This window comes from Cryobacterium sp. (assembly GCF_025463825.1).
GTDB lineage: Bacteria > Actinomycetota > Actinomycetes > Actinomycetales > Microbacteriaceae > Cryobacterium.
The window spans coordinates 25,752-42,452 of the sequence record NZ_JAODBG010000119.1; the positions used below are offsets into that span (position 1 = coordinate 25,752).

At 69.6% G+C, this 16,701-nt stretch carries 16 protein-coding genes and 1 tRNA gene; 5 read left to right on the forward strand and 12 right to left on the reverse strand.

Translation table 11 applies throughout. The annotated features are described in order from the left end of the window. Positions 1 to 6 precede the first annotated feature (6 nt). Positions 7 to 1,200, forward strand: a complete 1,194-nt coding sequence (locus JWP54_RS14495; RefSeq protein WP_297373269.1) for an acyl-CoA dehydrogenase family protein — start codon at positions 7 to 9, stop codon at positions 1,198 to 1,200. Then, positions 1,193 to 2,803: a threonine/serine exporter ThrE family protein gene (locus tag JWP54_RS14500; RefSeq protein WP_297373270.1), complete on the forward strand. Its 1,611-nt coding sequence runs from the start codon at positions 1,193 to 1,195 to the stop codon at positions 2,801 to 2,803. The genes JWP54_RS14495 and JWP54_RS14500 overlap by 8 nt, the downstream gene beginning before the upstream one ends. 12 nt (positions 2,804 to 2,815) lie before the next feature. Here the strand turns inward: JWP54_RS14500 and JWP54_RS14505 are convergent, their stop codons facing one another. The 9 genes from JWP54_RS14505 to galU form a co-directional block, all read right to left on the reverse strand. Next, a complete protein-coding gene (locus tag JWP54_RS14505) occupies positions 2,816 to 3,061 on the reverse strand; it encodes a hypothetical protein (protein WP_297373271.1) in 246 nt (81 codons plus the stop codon). 467 nt (positions 3,062 to 3,528) lie between these two features. Next, positions 3,529 to 4,665 carry a hypothetical protein gene (locus JWP54_RS14510; protein ID WP_297373272.1) on the reverse strand — a complete coding sequence of 379 codons (1,137 nt, stop codon included), beginning with the start codon at positions 4,663 to 4,665 and terminating at the stop codon, positions 3,529 to 3,531. Between the two features lie 137 nt (positions 4,666 to 4,802). Continuing rightward, the gene (locus JWP54_RS14515; protein ID WP_297373273.1) at positions 4,803 to 5,579 is read right to left on the reverse strand and encodes a hypothetical protein; all 777 of its coding nucleotides are present in this window, start codon (positions 5,577 to 5,579) and stop codon (positions 4,803 to 4,805) included. A 125-nt stretch (positions 5,580 to 5,704) separates the two neighbouring features. Continuing rightward, positions 5,705 to 6,163: a DUF6194 family protein gene (locus tag JWP54_RS14520; protein ID WP_297373274.1), complete on the reverse strand. Its 459-nt coding sequence runs from the start codon at positions 6,161 to 6,163 to the stop codon at positions 5,705 to 5,707. Between the two features lie 23 nt (positions 6,164 to 6,186). Further along, positions 6,187 to 6,600 carry an ankyrin repeat domain-containing protein gene (locus tag JWP54_RS14525; RefSeq protein WP_297373275.1) on the reverse strand — a complete coding sequence of 138 codons (414 nt, stop codon included), beginning with the start codon at positions 6,598 to 6,600 and terminating at the stop codon, positions 6,187 to 6,189. A gap of 252 nt (positions 6,601 to 6,852) precedes the next feature. Continuing rightward, positions 6,853 to 6,928, reverse strand: a tRNA-Ala gene (locus JWP54_RS14530). Between the two features lie 53 nt (positions 6,929 to 6,981). Then, a complete protein-coding gene (locus JWP54_RS14535) occupies positions 6,982 to 7,980 on the reverse strand; it encodes a hypothetical protein (protein ID WP_297373277.1) in 999 nt (332 codons plus the stop codon). A gap of 54 nt (positions 7,981 to 8,034) precedes the next feature. Next, on the reverse strand, positions 8,035 to 8,694 hold the full coding sequence (locus tag JWP54_RS14540) for a GNAT family protein (protein WP_297373279.1): 660 nt from the start codon (positions 8,692 to 8,694) through the stop codon (positions 8,035 to 8,037). Positions 8,695 to 8,766: 72 nt separating this feature from the next. Further along, complete coding sequence (galU, locus tag JWP54_RS14545; RefSeq protein WP_297373281.1) at positions 8,767 to 9,660, reverse strand: UTP--glucose-1-phosphate uridylyltransferase GalU; 894 nt, start codon at positions 9,658 to 9,660, stop codon at positions 8,767 to 8,769. A 51-nt stretch (positions 9,661 to 9,711) separates the two neighbouring features. Between galU and JWP54_RS14550 the strand changes: the two genes are divergently transcribed. Genes JWP54_RS14550 through mscL form a run of 3 tightly spaced genes read left to right on the forward strand, consistent with a single transcriptional unit; the run spans position 9,712 to position 11,236 of the window. After that, positions 9,712 to 10,290, forward strand: a complete 579-nt coding sequence (locus JWP54_RS14550) for a 5-formyltetrahydrofolate cyclo-ligase (RefSeq protein ID WP_297373282.1) — start codon at positions 9,712 to 9,714, stop codon at positions 10,288 to 10,290. A gap of 57 nt (positions 10,291 to 10,347) precedes the next feature. Further along, positions 10,348 to 10,716: an FmdB family zinc ribbon protein gene (locus JWP54_RS14555; RefSeq protein WP_297373284.1), complete on the forward strand. Its 369-nt coding sequence runs from the start codon at positions 10,348 to 10,350 to the stop codon at positions 10,714 to 10,716. Between the two features lie 37 nt (positions 10,717 to 10,753). Continuing rightward, a complete protein-coding gene (gene mscL, locus JWP54_RS14560) occupies positions 10,754 to 11,236 on the forward strand; it encodes a large conductance mechanosensitive channel protein MscL (protein WP_297373286.1) in 483 nt (160 codons plus the stop codon). 363 nt (positions 11,237 to 11,599) lie between these two features. On the opposite strand, the gene JWP54_RS14565 is transcribed toward mscL, so the two are convergent. The 3 genes from JWP54_RS14565 to JWP54_RS14575 form a co-directional block, all read right to left on the reverse strand. Continuing rightward, positions 11,600 to 11,839, reverse strand: a complete 240-nt coding sequence (locus tag JWP54_RS14565; RefSeq protein WP_297373287.1) for a hypothetical protein — start codon at positions 11,837 to 11,839, stop codon at positions 11,600 to 11,602. Then, positions 11,832 to 15,581: an AAA family ATPase gene (locus JWP54_RS14570; protein ID WP_297373501.1), complete on the reverse strand. Its 3,750-nt coding sequence runs from the start codon at positions 15,579 to 15,581 to the stop codon at positions 11,832 to 11,834. Before JWP54_RS14570 ends, JWP54_RS14565 begins: the two co-directional genes overlap by 8 nt. A gap of 96 nt (positions 15,582 to 15,677) precedes the next feature. Continuing rightward, positions 15,678 to 16,694, reverse strand: coding sequence for a magnesium and cobalt transport protein CorA (locus JWP54_RS14575; protein WP_297373289.1), 1,017 nt, complete (start codon positions 16,692 to 16,694; stop codon positions 15,678 to 15,680). Positions 16,695 to 16,701 lie beyond the last annotated feature (7 nt).

The window sequence follows — 16,701 nt, forward strand, 5'->3', positions numbered from 1 at the left end:
GCAGGTGTGACATCGTCCTCCCGCGCCGCAGCGCCCTCCCCCCGCACCGCACCAGAGGTGCTCGGCGACGCCCTGCTCGCCCGGATCCGCTCACGCGCGGCGGCCCACGACGCGGACAACTCGTTCCCGTTCGACGATGTCACCGAGCTGGCCGAGGCCGGCTACCTGCGCGCCCTCGTGCCCGTACAGTTCGGCGGGCTCGGCCTCACCCTGCCGCAGTTGGCCACCGAGCAGGCGCGGCTCGCCGCGCACGCACCGGCCACCGCCCTCGCCGTGAACATGCACCTGGTCTGGACCGGCGTGGCCAAGGCCATGCACGATCGCGGCGACCCGGCCCTCGACTTCGTCCTCGCGGAGGCCGCCCACGGCGCGATCTTCGGGTTCGGCGTCAGCGAGCCCGGCAACGACCTGGTCCTGTTCGGCTCCGGCACGGATGCCGCCCCGCAGCCCGACGGCGGCTACCGGTTCACCGGCACCAAGATCTTCACCTCCCTCTCCCCGGTCTGGACCCAGCTGGGCACCATGGGCCTGGACAGCTCCGATCCGGCCCGGCCGCTGATCGTCTGGGCGTTCCTCGACCGCGCCGACCCGGGTATCACCCGCACGGACGACTGGGACACCCTCGGAATGCGCGGCAGCCAGAGCCAGACCACCCGGCTGGACGGTGCCTACGCAGCCGCCGGCCGCGTGGTGCGGAAGCTGCCGCCGGGGCCGGTGAACGACCCGCTGATCTTCGGCATCTTCGCCACCTTCGAGATCCTGCTCTCGGCGGTGTACACCGGCATCGCCCAGCGTGCGCTTGAACTCGGCGTCGCGGCGGCGAAACGGCGCCGCTCGGCCAAGAACGACGGCCGGTCCCTCGCGCAAGACCCCGACATCCGCCGCCGCATCGCGCAGGCCGCGATGCTGCTGGACGCCGTCAACCCGCAGATCCAGGAGCTCGGCCGCGACGTCGATGCCCTCGCCGACCACGGTGCGTTCTGGTTCGCCCGGCTGGCCGGACTCAAACATCGCAGTGTCGAGAGCGCCAAGGAGGTCGTCGACCTCATGCTGCGCGTGAACGGCGGTGCCAGCTATTTCACCGGCGACGAACTCGGCCGGCTCTACCGTGACGTCCTGGCCGGGCTGTTCCACCCGTCCAACTCCGACTCCGCGCACGCCACCGTCGCCGCCGCCTGGCTCGGCCCGCTCGATGTCTGACCCGCAGCGCACCCGCCCCACCCGCACCCGCACCACCGACCCCCGAAGTGTTGACGTTGTTCCCGTGACCACCCTCCTCCCGACCCCGCCGCCCACTTCCACCGAGCCGGTCACGCTTGTCGCCGACCAGGCCACCCGGCAGCCGTACCGGGCCCCGCATCCCACGACCCCGCGGCCGGTCACGACGAGTATCCCGATCCTGCGCGCCGACGCCAGCGGGATCGCCCAGGTGCGCGCCTACGAGGATGCGCCCAGCACCTCCACCGTCGCCGTCCCCGTCATCGACATCGCCGCGTACACCCGGTCGGTGCTCGACCTCACCATGCGCCTGGCCGAGGTCATCTTCGCCTCCGGTGCCGGCGCCGAGGACGCCACGGCGGCCATGCTCGCCCTCACCCGCGCCTACGGCTTGCGCGGCACCGAGGCGAACATCACCCATACGATCATCACCCTCACCCACGAGGACCAGTCCACCCACGAGTCCATCTCGCGCAGCCGCGACGTCAAGTACCGCACCCTCAACTACGCCAAGCTCACCGCCACCTCCGAGCTGATCGCCGACCTCATCAACGAGCCCACGGATGTCGCGGAGGCCCGCAAGCGCCTCGCCAGCATCGTGTCGTCCAAGCCCCAGGTGAAGCTGCTCTACCGTCGGGTCGGCTGGAGCCTCGTCGGCGCCGGCGCCGCCGCGCTGATCGGCGGTGGCCCGATCGTGGTGCTCGCCGCGTTCGTCGCCGCGTTCGTGATCGACCTGCTCACCACGGCCCTGGACAAACGGAGGGTGCCGCTGTTCTACCAGACCGTCGCCGGCGGGGCCATCGGCCCGCTGTTCGCCGCGTTCGTTCCCCTCGTGGACCCCACCGCCACCCCGTCCCTCGTCGTGGTCGCGACCATCATCATGCTCCTGGCTGGGGTGACCACCTTCGGCGCGGTGCATGACACCCTGTCCGGGTTCTATCTCACCGGCACCGCCCGCTTGATCGAGGCCCTGCTCATTACCGGCGGCCTGGTCGCCGGGGTGGCCGGTTCCTCGCTGGTCCTGGCCAGGTTCGGCCTCGACCTGCGCATCACGGCCGATGTCTCCCCCACCCTGGGCATCCTGGCGATCCAACTCGTCGCTGCCGTGATCATCGTCGTGGGCTTCGCCCTGGGCACGCAGGTACCGTGGCGGGCGTTCTGGGTGGTCTGCCTGCTCGGCGCTGTGGCCGAGGCGATCTACCTCGGCGCCAGCAACTCCGGCTTCGGCCTGGTCTGGTCCTCCGGGGTGGCGGCGATGGGTGCCGGGCTGCTCGCGGCGGTGGGCGCGCGCATCGTGCGCACCCCGCCGCTGGTGATCGTCGTCTGCGCGCTGGTGCCTTTGGTGCCCGGCCTGGCGTTGTTCCGGGGCCTGCTCCAGATGTCCGACGGCGACATCAACGGGCTGCTCAACCTGCTGACCGCCGGTGCGATCGCCGTGGCCCTGGCGGCCAGCGCCATCCTGGCTCAGTTGATCGTGCAATACGTCTGGGGTCCGGGCCGTCGCCTGCAGCGACGCTTCGTCGGGCCGCTGATGGCACTGCCGGTTCGGCTCAGCCGGCGTGCCGGCCCGGGCCCCCGCATGTAGTCCGCGGGCCGGCTAGTTGGGAACTTCTCCCTCGTCGGTCTCGTCCGACACGTCTTCGTCGACGAATCGGTACGGGATGGGTTCGGCGGTTTCGCGTCCCTTGCGGTAGGTGCGGGTGATCGTCTGGCCTTCTTCAACGGCCTCGAGCACCACCACGTCCTGGTACTCGCCGTTGGTGTAGTGCAGCTCCACCTCGGTACCGGCCCCGATCACGTTCGGACCGAATAGAACTGCTTTATAGGTTCCCTGTTCGCTCATGTTCTCCCGGCTCTCCTGCGCCCTTCCCGTCCCACTGACGAGGCGCCTCATCGCAGACAGCCTACGTCGACACCCGCGAAAGGCACAGGGCCCCGCGCCGCCCCCACCTGGGGGCCACCCGGCGCGGGTGCCGAGCGGTTCAAGATGCCCTTTCTGCCGAACCCGCGTAGGGTCAGATCATCGGTGCCGCTAGGGCTCGGGTCGAAGGAGTACACATGGCTGACAAATCACCCAAGAAGGATGCGACCAAGAAGGTCGCTGGCAAGTCACTCAAGGAAAAGCGCGCTGACAAGCAGGCGAAGTCCGCTGAAACCGAGAAGGCCCGTAAGCGCTGACTCGCTTTCGCACCCGGCGGAATCCGCCTGATCGCGCACGGCTCACCGGCGTCGCCCGATTTTCGGGCGGCGCCGCTTTCGTTTGCCGGACACCCGTCCGGCCCGAACCTGACCGGCTCGAACCGGCCCGGTTCAGACCATGAACCGCACCCCGGCCGCGACGGCCCCGCCGCCGGGCATGTCGTCGGCCCGCACCGCGAAGATCTCCGCGCCGGACAGCAGGGCCCGCCGCAGGATCTCGTCGACCACGCCGTAGGTGACGGCATCGTCCTCCTCGCTCAGGGTGAGAGCCCCGGTCTCCTCGTCGACCAGACCGGGCACCGTCTGGTCGATGTCCACGAACAGGGTTTCGACCGCACCGTAGGTCGCGGCCCGCGCCACATCGCTGAGGTCGGTGACGGCGCGACCGTGCGCGGCCCGGCGGGCCATCCGGTCTTTGAGCTCGGTGAGTTCGGCGGCGTAGAGTTCGTCGAGGATTCCCCGGGCGGCACCGCCGAGATCCTCATCGGGGGTCTCCTCAGGGTTGCCGGCGATGATCGCCTCGGTGAGGTTCGGGTAGCTGTTCACCGACCGGTGGATCCCGGCGAGGGGCTCCGCGGCGGCGAGGATCAGGGGCAGGTTGAGACCGCTGAGCACCGGCCGCAACGCCCGGTCGATCGCCCGCGCGTACTGGCGCATCCGCACCTTCTGGCCCTCGGCGCCCTGGATGCGCCCACCCATGATGTGGCTGTCCTGGGTGCGACCGCTGATGGACTCCAGCCCCACCGCGTCGGCGACGTTGCTGGGCAGGCCGGGTACCGACACCGCGTACACCGGGCTGTCCGCGCTGATCTCCAGCAGCCGCACCGAGTTCTGGGCGAGGGCGAGCACGAACGCGGCCTGCGGGAACGTGACGGCGCGCAGCAGCGGTTTGAGATAGAACCGGTCGGAAACCTCCACGGCGCCGCTGAGCCGGTTGGGCAGCCGGAAGGTGCGCACGCCGACCGGGGTGGCGAAGATGGCCAGGCTGTACGACAGCGACCGCCAGAAGTCCGAGTCGTCGATGAGGTCGTCGAGGGTCTCCTGCAGCTGCTCGATGGGGCCCTTGTCCGTGCCGGCGTCCCGTAGTTGTTGCACCGCCTCGGCCAGCCGGTTCTTGAGCTCGACCCTGGCTTTGTCCGACTCCTGCGGCAGCGGGCTGGTGCTCAGGTAGATCGATACGCACGGATGCCGGCGCACCGCTGCGAGGGTGTCGACGTCGTCCCGGGTAGGTATATCGGTGTGCAGCACGGCGCGACTCCTTTGCTCCGGACGCCTCACGTGCCGGCCCCCTTCGCTCGACCGTGAGCCTCTTGTCCGGCCCACTCTATCCACTCGGCTCTGTTCCCATAAGGTCGGCCGGCGGGCGGTGGACCCACCGTCCCGGGCTACCCACCCGGTCGCTGCGCCAGCGCCGCCACCGCCGCCTCTCCGCGGATCTGGCCGAGCAGCGTGATGAGCTCGTCGACGAGGGCGCCGGTCACCCCCGGCGTCACGATGCTGTACCGCCCGACGGGCTCAAGGCCGTCGGCGCGCACCCGGATCACCGCCCAGCCCACCTCCTCGAGGGCCGCGTCCTTCTCCCGGTCGGACACCTCCTTGAGGCCGCGGTGGGAGGTTTTGTCCCGGCCGGGTGAGTCGTATTCGATTGCCACCTTGAGGGCGGGGATGATGATGTCCGGCCACACCTCCGGCTTGCCGTAGAAAATGCGGTTGATGCGGATGGCGTTCACCCGGTGCGGCAGCCGGATGCGTTCGCCCAGCAGCATTCGCAGCTTCTGTTCCGCCTGCGAGGTGCGCAGCTTCAGGCCGGGCTTCATGAACGGCACGCCGCCCTCGAATCGGGCCGCCGGCGCCTGGGCGTTCTTCTGGCATTTGGGGCAGCCGGGGCCGGTGAGCGTTTCCCGCACGCTCGCCGAGTACCGGGAGTGCCCGCGGCTGCAGATCCACTCGTAGTCGGTGCCGATACGGGTCTCCTGTGCCAGGGCGGCGCGCGATGCCGGGGCCACCCGGTGCAGGAGTTGTTCTCGGCTGCGCTTGGTTTCGTCCAGCAGCATGCACAGCGGACAGTCCCGCTGCAGGGTGAGACGGGCCTCGCCGGCCGCCGCGCCGTGTCCGCATCGGAACCGCACGGCGGTGTCCGTCGGTGTCCCATCGTCGTTCATTCCCGCGCCCGGTCCTTCCGCTCGTGTCGGTCACCGTCACGCTAGCAACGACCTCCGACAGCCACGAGCGTTCATGGGCAGACTTCCGGCCTTCGTCGTCGAAACGACGGCCGGAAGTCTGCAATTCACTCGCCGGGCCGCCGGGCGGGCCGGCGCAGGGCGCGACGGCCCGCATCCGCGTGAGCGGTGACGAGGAGGTCGCGAAGGGTGGGCATCGTCCGCTCCCCGGGGTTCACCACGGCGATCCAGCCCGGCGGGGCGTAGACCGGGTGCGGCTGGAACACGTCGGCCGCGGCGGGATCGTGCGGGCCGGCGCCGGCCAGTTCGACCAGCGCGGCCCGGCCGACATGGATGTTCCGCCGCCAGCGATCGGCCGGGTCAAGCCGCGATCGGGCGTCATCCGGGTAGTCCTTGGTGATGATCGTCGCGAAGGGCTGCCCGTGCTGGGGTACCTGGCCGTCCGGGGCGTAGTAGAAGAAGAAGTCACCCCAGGCGATCTGGGGAGCCTCGCTGCCCACTGCGGGCGCGAGCACCAGCACCCCGCTCTGAGAGCGGACCAGCTCGACAACCTGCTCTATCGTCATGCCCGCAGTCTCCCCCCGTGCGTTTAGTTGCCGGGCGTATTGCCGTGCGCCTCGAGGACCTCGCGCATGTGTGGCCGGGCGAACTGGTCGGCGATCTGGATGGCCGTGTGGCTGCCCAGGTCGGGGTCGGCGCCGGCCTGCAGCAGGTCGGTCAGGATGGCCTCGTTGCCCCGGAACACCGCACAGGCCAGGGCGGTCTGGCCCATGCCGTTCACGACGCCGGTGTCGGCGCCTCGCCTCAGCAGCTCCTGAACGGTCTCGCGGTGCTGGGCGTAGGCGGCGACAATGAGCAGGCTGTCGCCACGCCCGTTGAGCAGGTTCAGGGGCACCCCGGCATCGATCATCTCGCCCAGCGGGCCGGTGCGGCCGTCCCTGGCGAGGTCGAAGACGCCCTCGACGACCGGTTCGGCCGACTGGTTGTCCGCACGCGCTGTCATGGTCGTCTCCCTGGGTGTGAACAACCGCCAGGTGCCTGCCGGTTCGAGTGATCTCACCAAGTCTAGGCGGGTCTCCTCACGCCTCCCGGCCCCGCCCGCGGCCCCATGCACAGACCTTGGCCTAAGGAAGAAGTGCCCAAAAAAGGACGGGATGGATCACAACGTCCTTATTTCGGGCCTTTTTCCTTATGAACGCCCGTCGCTTCGGCAAAAAAGGACCGCGGCCCGTAGGCTGCGATCCCTTTGCTTTACTGGTGGAGCTAAGGAGATTCGAACTCCTGACCTTCTCATTGCGAACGAGACGCGCTACCAACTGCGCCATAGCCCCTGACTGCGTATTTACAATATCACGCGTGCCGGATGCTCCGAACCGCGACCCGGTCAGCCGACGGCGCGGCGGCGGCGGAGCACGGCGTCGAGGTCGGTCATGCCCGGTTCGGTGTCGCCGATGATACCCATGTTGGCGAATCGGCTCGGCGCTGCCTGCGGGGCCTTGGCGGCGGCGGCGGCCGTCGCGTTGACCCTGGCGACCACCGGGCGGGTGATCGGGGTGACCTCCGACGGTGCGATGGCCTCGGCCATGGCCAGTGCGCGTCGCTGCAGTTCGGCCTCGGCGGCCGCCTGACGCAGCTGGGCGGCGGCATCCACCGAAGCCATCGCGGCTTGGGCGATGGAACCCGGGGACAGGTGCAGGGGCTTGGGCAGCGGCTGTGGGGTCCAGGGGGTCGGCTGGGCGACGGGCGCCTCCTCGAAGTGGACGGGTTCGAAGCGCTGGCCGCGGCTGCCGGCCGGGGCGCGGCGTTCGGCGTCGGCCGGGGCATCCGCCGTGGCGAGCGGCGCGCGGGCAGACCGGTTCACGGTGGCGAGCCGGCTGAGGGTGGCCACCGCGACGAGGACGGCCACCAGGCCGCCAGCCAGGAAGGTCCAGGTGCCCGCTGCGAGCGTGGTGGCACCGACGATCGCGAAGACGAGCCCAATCACCAGCAGAAGGGTGGAGAGGGCGCGCATGGTGCGCAGGCGCTTGGCCTTGCCCGCCGGGGTGAGCGCCTTGGGGCGCGCGGCGGCGGCACGCAGCACGGCGGCGCGCCGGGCGGCCGTGGCGGCGTCGCCGGCGGTCTTCGCGGCGATCCGGGCGTCTTCCTCGGCCTGGGCGAGTAGTTTGCGCTGGGCTGACACACCGCGGGCGTTGGTCTCCACGCGAACCTCCTGGGGGATTTCCGACGTCTCGGCCAGGATCCGCAGGGTCTGCTGCAGTCGCACGGCGTTGCGTTCGGTGGCGAGATACTGCCGGCGTCTGGCCCATGTCGGCATGAGATACGTCACCCAGAGCGCGGCGGCAACCGCCACCATCACTCCCCCGCCCAGGACTTCGCTACTCATGCTCCCTACGGTATGAGTCGCGGGACCTTCCGTGCTTGATTACCGGGGGGTGTGTCACTTGTCGGCTACCTCGAGCGGATGCGCAGCAGCCGCCCTGTCGAACTCGTTCACGGTGGCCACACCCGGCGGAACCAGCCCGTCCTGCCAGCGGCGCAACACACCGCCGCGCACCTCCTCGGCCACCAGGCCGAAGGCGAAGTGGTCGCGCCAGGCGCCGTTGATGTGGATGAACCGGCGGCGCAGCCCCTCGTACCGGAAGCCCAGCTTCTCGACGACCCGCAGCGACGGGGCGTTCTCGGGGCGGATGCAGATCTCCATCCGGTGCAGGCCCAGCTGGCCGAAGCAGTAATCCGTGGCCAGCGCCACCGCGATCGGGGTGATCGACCGGCCGGCGAACTTCTCGCCCACCCAGTACCCGATCGACGCGCTCGACAACGACCCCCAGGTGATCGACGACACGTTGAGCTGGCCCGCCAGTTCGCCGTTGTACTCCACCAGGAACGGCAGTCCGCTGCCGGTGCGCGAGTGCGCGAGCAGGCTGCGGATACTGGCCCTGGTGTCGAACGACATGGGCGCGTACGGACTGGTGGCCTCCCAGGTGCGCAGCCACGACCGGTTCTCCATCAGTTCACGCTCGAGGGCCCTGGCATCGCGCAACCGGATCGGGCGCAGGGTGACAGCACCCTCACGGAGCGTAGGAATCGCGGTCGGCACGATAAACCCGTCTATTTGGGGGCCGAAGCCCGATGATGCCCGAATTGTAGTCCGGGCCGACCTGTGGAACCGCTACTCGAGGGTCGCGGTGAACTCCTGCAGCCAGGGGCGCAGCTCCGCGCCGAGGTCGTCACGGTCGACGGCCAGCTGGATGATGGCCTTGATGTAGTCCAGCCGGTCGCCGGTGTCGTAGCGGCGGCCACGGAAGATGACGCCGTAGACGCCGCCCGAGGTCTCGGTGGTGACGGCCATTTCCTGCAGGGCGTCGGTGAGCTGGATCTCGTTGCCCTTCCCAGGGGCGGTGCGCTCGAGCACCTCGAACACCTCGGGGCGCAGCACGTAGCGGCCGATGATGGCCAGGTTGGACGGCGCATCCGCCGCGGACGGCTTCTCGACCAGGCCGGTGATGCGCACCACGTCGGGGTCGTCGGTCTTCTCGATCGCGGCGGCGCCGTACAGGTGGATCTGCGACGGGTCCACCTCGAGCAGGGCGACGACGCTGGTGTTGCGGCTGATCTGCTCGGCGAGCATCTTGTCGAGCAACGGGTCGCGGGCGTCGATGATGTCATCGCCGAGCAGCACGGCGAAGGGTTCGTGGCCCACGTGCATCTTGGCGCGCAGCACCGCGTGGCCCAGGCCCAGCGGGTCCCCCTGGCGCACGTAGTGCATGTCGGCGAGGTCGGTGGATGCGTTCACCTTGGCGAGACGGTCGCGGTCGCCCTTCTGGATGAGCACCGCCTCCAGCTCGGTGACGCGGTCGAAATGGTTCTCCAGGGCGTTCTTGTTGCGCCCGGTGATCATCAGCACATCGGTCAGTCCGGCGGCGACGGCCTCTTCGACGACGTACTGGATAGCCGGCTTGTCGACGACAGGCAGCATCTCCTTGGGCATCGCCTTGGTCGCAGGCAGGAAGCGGGTTCCCATTCCAGCAGCGGGAATGACGGCCTTAGTAATCTGAGTAACCATGGCATTAGGTTAGCGGCATCCCCGGCCGATTCCGCACCTAGGATGACTTGTATGGACTCTGATATCGAGCACCGAAAGCGGGCGCTCCGCGCGGAGCTCCGGGAGCGCCGCCACAATCAGACCGCTGCCGAGCGTGACGCGGCCACCACCGGCTTCACCGAGAACCTGCAGAGGGTGGTCCTGGACCTCTCTGCCCGGTCGATCTCCTGCTACCTGTCCGGTCCCACGGAGCCGAACACCCGGCCGTTCGTGAACTGGGCCGAAGCCCGCGGCATCCGGGTGTTGTTCCCCGTTTCCCGCGACGACGGCCTGCTCGACTGGACCGTCGGCGAGGATGAGACCGAGATTCGGGGTCTCTCCGGCGCGCCGGAGCCCACCGGTGAGCTGCTCGGGCCGATCGCGATCAACGACGTCGACCTGATCATCGTCCCGGCCGCGGCGATCGACCACACCGGCCTGCGGATGGGCTGGGGGCGCGGCTACTTCGACAAGACCCTCGGCTCGATGGAGAAATGCCCACCCGTCTACGCCGTGGTCTTCGACAACGAGTATCTCGACGAGGTGCCCCGCGAGGTGCACGATCAGCCGGTGAACGGCCTCGTCACCCCCACCCGGATCGTCGTCTTCTAGACTTTCCCTGCCGGCGATGCCGGTTACGACCTTCGAACCACGAACCGAAAAGACGCAGTGCCTACCTATTCCTACCGTTGCACCGAGTGCGACACGGCCTTCGACATCCAGCAGGCCTTCACCGACAACACCCTCACGGAGTGCCCCGCCTGCGGCGGCAAGCTGCGCAAGGTGTACTCGTCCATCGGGGTCAGCTTCACCGGCTCCGGTTTCTACCGCAACGACTCCCGAACCGAATCCAACGGCACGTCGAAGTCGCTCTCCGCCGAGAAGAGCGCCGCCAAGTCGGATTCGACGCCCGCCGCGAAGCCGGCCGAGAAGTCCAGCACCGGGACGCCGTCATCCTCCGGGGCGTCGTCGTCCGGCTCCTCCGGCGGTTCCAGCTCGTCCAGCTCCTCCCCCACGCCCGCGTCGAAGCCTTCCTGACCGTCCGGTGCCGCTCGAACTTTCTGAAGGAACGACCATGATCCAAGGCTTCAAAGCATTCATCATGCGAGGCAATGTCATCGACCTCGCCGTCGCCGTGGTCATCGGCGCCGCGTTCACGGCCGTCGTCACCGCCATCGTCGAGAGTGTGTTCAACCCCCTGATCGGCGCCATTTTCAACGCCGACAGCCTGAAAACCTCCTTCCTCTTCGGGCTCTCCGGCGGCGGCGAGCTGGCCCTCGGTGCGGTGCTGGCGGCCGTCATCAACTTCTTGCTGATCGCGGCGGTGGTCTATTTCGCGTTCGTGCTGCCGATCAACCGCATGAAGCAGGCGCAGGAGCGCCGCCTGGCCGCCCAGGCTCCGGGTGTCGAGGAAGCCGCGCCCCTGACCGACATCGTCCTGCTGAGCGAGATCCGGGACCTGCTCGCCGCCTCGACGGGCGCCACGGCCCACCCCCACGTCACGGATGCCGCCGCCGCGGCGCGCCCCAGCGACGGCGCCCCCAAGCACACGCTGTAAGCCCACGATCCGCCCCGCCGCCGCTGCGCAGGGCGGGGCGCATGCTGAGTTGCCGGTTGCGGCCCACTCCACGCGCGCCACGGGACAGCAACTGGCAACTCACCGCGGTGCCCCCGGCTGAATTCGCAGTTGCGGCCCATTCTGTCTTCCCCGCGCGGCCGCAACTGGCAACTCGCTCGCGGCGACGCCCCCGGCGCTTCGCGACTTGCCGCTCAGTGTCCCTTGGATGCGTCCAAAAGGGGGCATGTGCCGCATCTCGCGACGGGATGGTGCGCCGACTTGCTTCGAAGTGCCCCGTGGATGCGCTCCAAGGGGTATGTGCCGCGAGTCGATCGGCCGACAGCCGCCGAGCGGACGGGTGGGCTACCAGTGTGGGGGCTTGTCCTGACGGAGCCGGGCGTCGTTGGCGCTCGTGGCGGAGCCGTCGCCGGAAGTCTGGCCGCCCTCCTCGCGGGGCGCGGGTTCGGGGCTGGGGTCGGTGTCCGGGGCCGGGGTCAGGCGCGCTCGGCGGGCACCGGCCGACCGCACGACACGCTGGCGCGGCTCGGCCGCCGACACGGTCTCGGCGGGCGTGGCCGGGTCAGCCGCGGCGGGGTCAGGCACGGTGCGCCGGACCGTTTGACCCCTCGGTCGGCGTGATCCCTGCGAGGGCGGCGACGCGGGCGGCCACCGCATCCGGATTGCTGAACAGTTCGAAGCTGTGCACCCGCAGGTAGTGCCAGCCGAGGCGCCGCAGCACCTCGGGGCGCAGCCGCAGGGACTCGCGCAGACTGGCCCGGTTGACCACGGCGTCGGTCTCCACGACCACGGCGCGGCCGGCGTGCGAGGCGGCCAGCGCGAGCTTCCCGCGGTGTCCGAGCGATACGGTGAGGCCCTTGCGTTCAAGGCGGCGGGCGAGGTCGACCAGCATGGCTTCGCGGGCATCCGGCACGGCAACCTCGTTGCGACGCGCCTCGGTCTCGGTCAGCACCTGCGAGAGGGCCAGGATGCCGTGCCGCTGCCGGTCGGCGTCGATGTCGATGGGGCGGAAGCAGGAGACGATGTCCATGGCGCGGCGGGCGCGGGTCATGCCGATCGCGAGCAGGCGTTCACCGCCGGGTTCGCCGAGGGAACCGAAGTTGCTCAGCAGCCGGCCGTGCGGGGTGCGGCCGTAGCCGATCGAGAAGATCACCCGGTCGCGGCTCTGCGCCACGGCCTGCTCGAGGGTGAGCACCGTGAAGGGTTCGGCGCGGTCCTTGAGGATGAAGTCGCTCAGGTCGGTGCGCTTGGCGAACGCGGCGAGCACGGCCTGGTGCACGCGCACGGCGTGCCGGGCGCTGGCGGTGATCACCATCAGGGATTCCCGGGGGCGCTTGACGGCGTGGTCCATGACCAGGTCGACGACCTTCGACACCTCGGCGTCCACGCTCTCCACAGCGCCACTGTCGGCGTCGGGCATTCCGTGCCCGCCGGCGACGTAGTTGAGGGTGAGGCTGCCGTGGCCGAGGAAGCTGCCCGCCCAGGGCAGCGAGTCGATCCGGCCGCCGTAGAAGCGGTGGTTGACCAGCTCGGCGAGGTCTTCGCCGCCGGCCCGGTAGCTGCGGGTGAGCGTGAGGGTCGGCAGCAGCTCGCCGAGGCGGGCCAGGGCGGAGTCGGCGTGCAGGGCGTCGACGTTGGTCTCCTGCGGCACGGGCACGTCGGCCGGTTCCAGGATGCCGGTCTCGAACGGTGACGGCGTCTGCGTGACCGGGTCACCGAACGCGACGACCTGCTTGCCGCGACGGATCGCGCCCACGTTCTCGGCGAGGGTGGTCGCGCCGGCGTCGACGAGCAGCACGGCGTCGAAGGTCATGGTGTCGTCGAGGGCGGCCACCTCGTAGGGCGAGGCGAGCCAGACGGGGGCGAGCACCCGGCCCAGGTGCGGCGAGACCTCGTTGATGCGCGAGGGCGTGGCGCGGTCGGCCCGGAGCAACCGGCGCAGCTGGTCGGCTTCTTCCGGCCAGTCGACGACGCCGATCTTCCAGGTCTCGGCGAGCAGCCAGGCCAGGATCTGGCCGGTGCTGGCGGCGTGGGCCTCATCGACGAGCTTGAAGTCGGCTTCGAGCCGGTCCAGCACCTGGGTGTTGGCGTTCAGCAGGGCCTTGTCGCCGCCCAGCATGACCTCCAGCACGGACTGCCACCAGGCCAGCTCGAGCTCCGCGGCGACATCCTGCTCCGACACGTGCCGCAGCGACAGATCGGTCATCAGTGGGTCGAGGTTGTGTTCGCGCAGGGTCGCGAGCAGGGCGGTGCGCTCGTGCAGGTTGGCGAGCACCTCGCTGTCCGCTGCGAGGCCGGCGATGGTGCGCTGCAGGTCGCGGATCGGCTGCGAGATGAGCTGGCGGGGGGTGCCGGCGTTGCCCAGCGGACCGTCGAGCCTGCCGAGGTCTTCGGCGACCCGCTGGAACGCCACGTGCACGTCGTTGATGCCGACCGGGACCTCCGGGGTGACGCCGGCGGCGGCATACCGCTGCCACAGCGTGCGCTGCTGCTGGATGCGCCGCAGGCTCTCGTTCATGTCGCTCACGTGCACCCCCGGCCGCAGGTACTCGTCGGCGAGGCGGCGCAACCGGCGCCGGTTCGACGAGGTCATCTCCGGGGCATCCCGGCGCGCCGAGGTGGCGGCGATCAGTTCGGTGAGCGACCTGTCGAACACCGAGGGCTGGAACTTGTCCAGGGTCTCGCGGATGTCCAGCAACAGGCGCAGGTAGATGCCGAGCTCGTGCACCGTCTCGAACGGGCGCAGCCGGGTCTGGCCGACCAGATTGGTTGCGCGGTCCAGCAGGCGCTGCAGCTCGGGCTGGTTGAGCCGTTTCGCGAGCTCGTGCGCGGCGCCGGCATCCGCGGTGGAGGAGAACGATGCCCCGTACCAGGGCGAGTCGCCCGGCCCGTAGCGGAACTGGCCCAGCACGGCGGCCTTGATCAGGATCGCGGCGGCGCTGGCCCGGTCGTGGGCGAGGCGCTCGAGCGCCACCCGGTCCAGCCGGGCGGTGGTCGACGGCGGCGACGGCAGCTGGGCGAGCCGGGCAAGTTCACCGAGGGCATCGAGCACCGACACGCCGAGCACGGCGTCCTTGCGGGTGAGTGCCGAACGGTAGTCCAGCAGCACCTTGCGCAGGCGCACGAGGGCGTCGTCGACGTCGCCGACCTTGGGCTGCACGCACTTCTCGTTGCGGGTGATCGACTGGATCAGGTCGCGGCGCAGAGTGCGCGGCGTCACGGCGACGCCGGGCAGGCCCACCTGCACGAGGCGGTGGGCGATGCCGTCGAGGCTGGAGCGGCGGGCACTGACCACGAGCACCCGCTTGTGCTGGGCGATCAGCGAGCCGATGGCGTTCACGATGGTCTGGGTGCCGCCGGTGCCCGGCAGGGTCTTCACGACGAGGGAGTTGCCGGCGCTGATCTGCGCGACGACGTTCTCCTGCTCGGCGTCGGCATCCAGCAGCAGGGTGTCGGTGCCGGGCGGGCGCACGTCCTGGCCGACCGGCAGCACCGGGTGGTAGGCCATTTCGATGGCGCGGCGGGCCGTGGGGTTTCCGGCGACGGCGTCGAGCACGGAGTGGGTGAGCTTGTGCGCGTCGACGGCCATGGCCCGGCCGACGTCGGCGAAGGAGGACGCCACCAGGCGTGGGGAGACGTTGAACCAGGGCAGGTGCGAGGTCAGTCCGCGCAACCGGTCGATCACCGGTTGCGGCTTGAACGCGCCGTTGGTCACGGCGAGGGCCACGAACGCATCCGCGTCGAGGGTGATCGTGAACTGGTCGTGCAGGGCCCGGGCCAACTCGGGGTTGAGGAACGGGGCGCCCTTGAGCTTGAGCTCGAAGTCCCGGCCGTACCGGCGGATGGCCAGGGGCCGCAGCAGCACCGGCGCGGTGTACTCGACGTCGCCGTGGCGCCACTGGGCCAGCCCGATGGCGAGGTGCACCGATTCGATGCCGCGCATCGAACGCAGTTCGATGCCCTTCTGGGTGATCTCGTTGGCGGCCAGGCGGGCGTTGCGCAACGCCAGCTCGTCCCGGATGAGGTTGGACAGCAGGGTGGTCTTGCCGGTGATGAACTGCGGCAGGCCACCGGGGTGGGTGGCGGAGAGTTCGATGCGGGAGCGCGGGCTGTCGCCGAAGTGCAGCAGCGGCGAGTGGCCGCCGACGGCGGCCAGTTCGTCGCGCCAGCGCTGCCAGGTGGGTTCGGCGATGTTCCCGGCCACGAGGGCCGGGTCGCCCAGGCTCACCGAGTCCGGGGAGGTCGCAGATCGCGAATCGGCTGACGGCACGTCGGTGTACTCCGACGTGAAATCGTCATCTTCTGGTTTTCTATCGAGGCGCCACACACCCACACCCTAATTCTCCGGCGGCCGGTTCTCGGTTAGGCCACCCGGGTTTCTCGCGCATTCGCAGGTTTTTCGTGGGTTGGGAAAGGCTCTGGCCTACAGCCAGCCCTTGCGCTTGAACACCGCGTATAGCCCGAAACCCATGGCGAACATCAGCGCGATCGCAAACGGGTAGCCCAATCGCCAGTCCAGTTCGGGCATGTGCCTGAAGTTCATCCCGTAGATGGTGCCCACCAGGGTGGGGGCGAACAGGATCGCCGCCCAGCTGGAGATTTTCTTCACTTCCTCGCTCTGCGCTAGCCCGGTCTCGGACAGGCGGCGGGTCTCGTCGTTCTGCCGTTGCGCGACGAGGGTGCTGTGCACGGTGAGAGCGTTCTGCAGCAGCTGCCGGAAGGCGTCGACCCTTTCGACGACCCGGATGGTGTGGTCGAGCACGTCCCGCAGGTGCCTGTGCAGTTCCACGTCCACGTGGTGCTTCTCGTAGCCCTCCTGCAGCGACTCCAGCATCCCGATCAGCGGCTGGGTGGCGCGCTGGAATTCGATGACTTCCCGCGACAGCGCGTAGATCCGCCGGGACACCGCCTGGTCGCCGTCGAAAAGCTGGTCCTCGATCTCATCGATGTCGTTCTCGAGGCCGGCCACAACGGGCGCATACTCGTCGATCACCTGGTCCAGGATGGCGTACAGCACCGCCTGCGGGCCGAACGCTAAAAGCTCGGGCGTGCCCTCCAGGCGGCGGCGCACCGAGGCGAGGTCGGGCGATTCGGCGTGCCGGATGGTGACCACGAAGTCGGGGCCCACGAACACGTGCAGCTCTCCGAACTCCACCCGCTCGTCGGCGTCCAGGTACCTGGCCGGCCGCAGCACCAGGAACAGGGTGTCGGTGAATCGCTCGATCTTGGCCCGCTGGTGGCCCTTGAGGGCGTCCTCGATGGCCAGGTGGTGCAGCGTGAATTCGTCGGCGACGCTGCGCACTTCGTCGTCGGTCGGCCGGTACAGGCCGATCCAGGCGAAACCCTTCTTCTCCTTGAGCACCGCGAAAACGTCCTGCAGCGTCTCCGGGGTCGCCACCCGCCTGCCATCCACATAGATCGCGTCATCAACTAGCGCCACGGCTGCT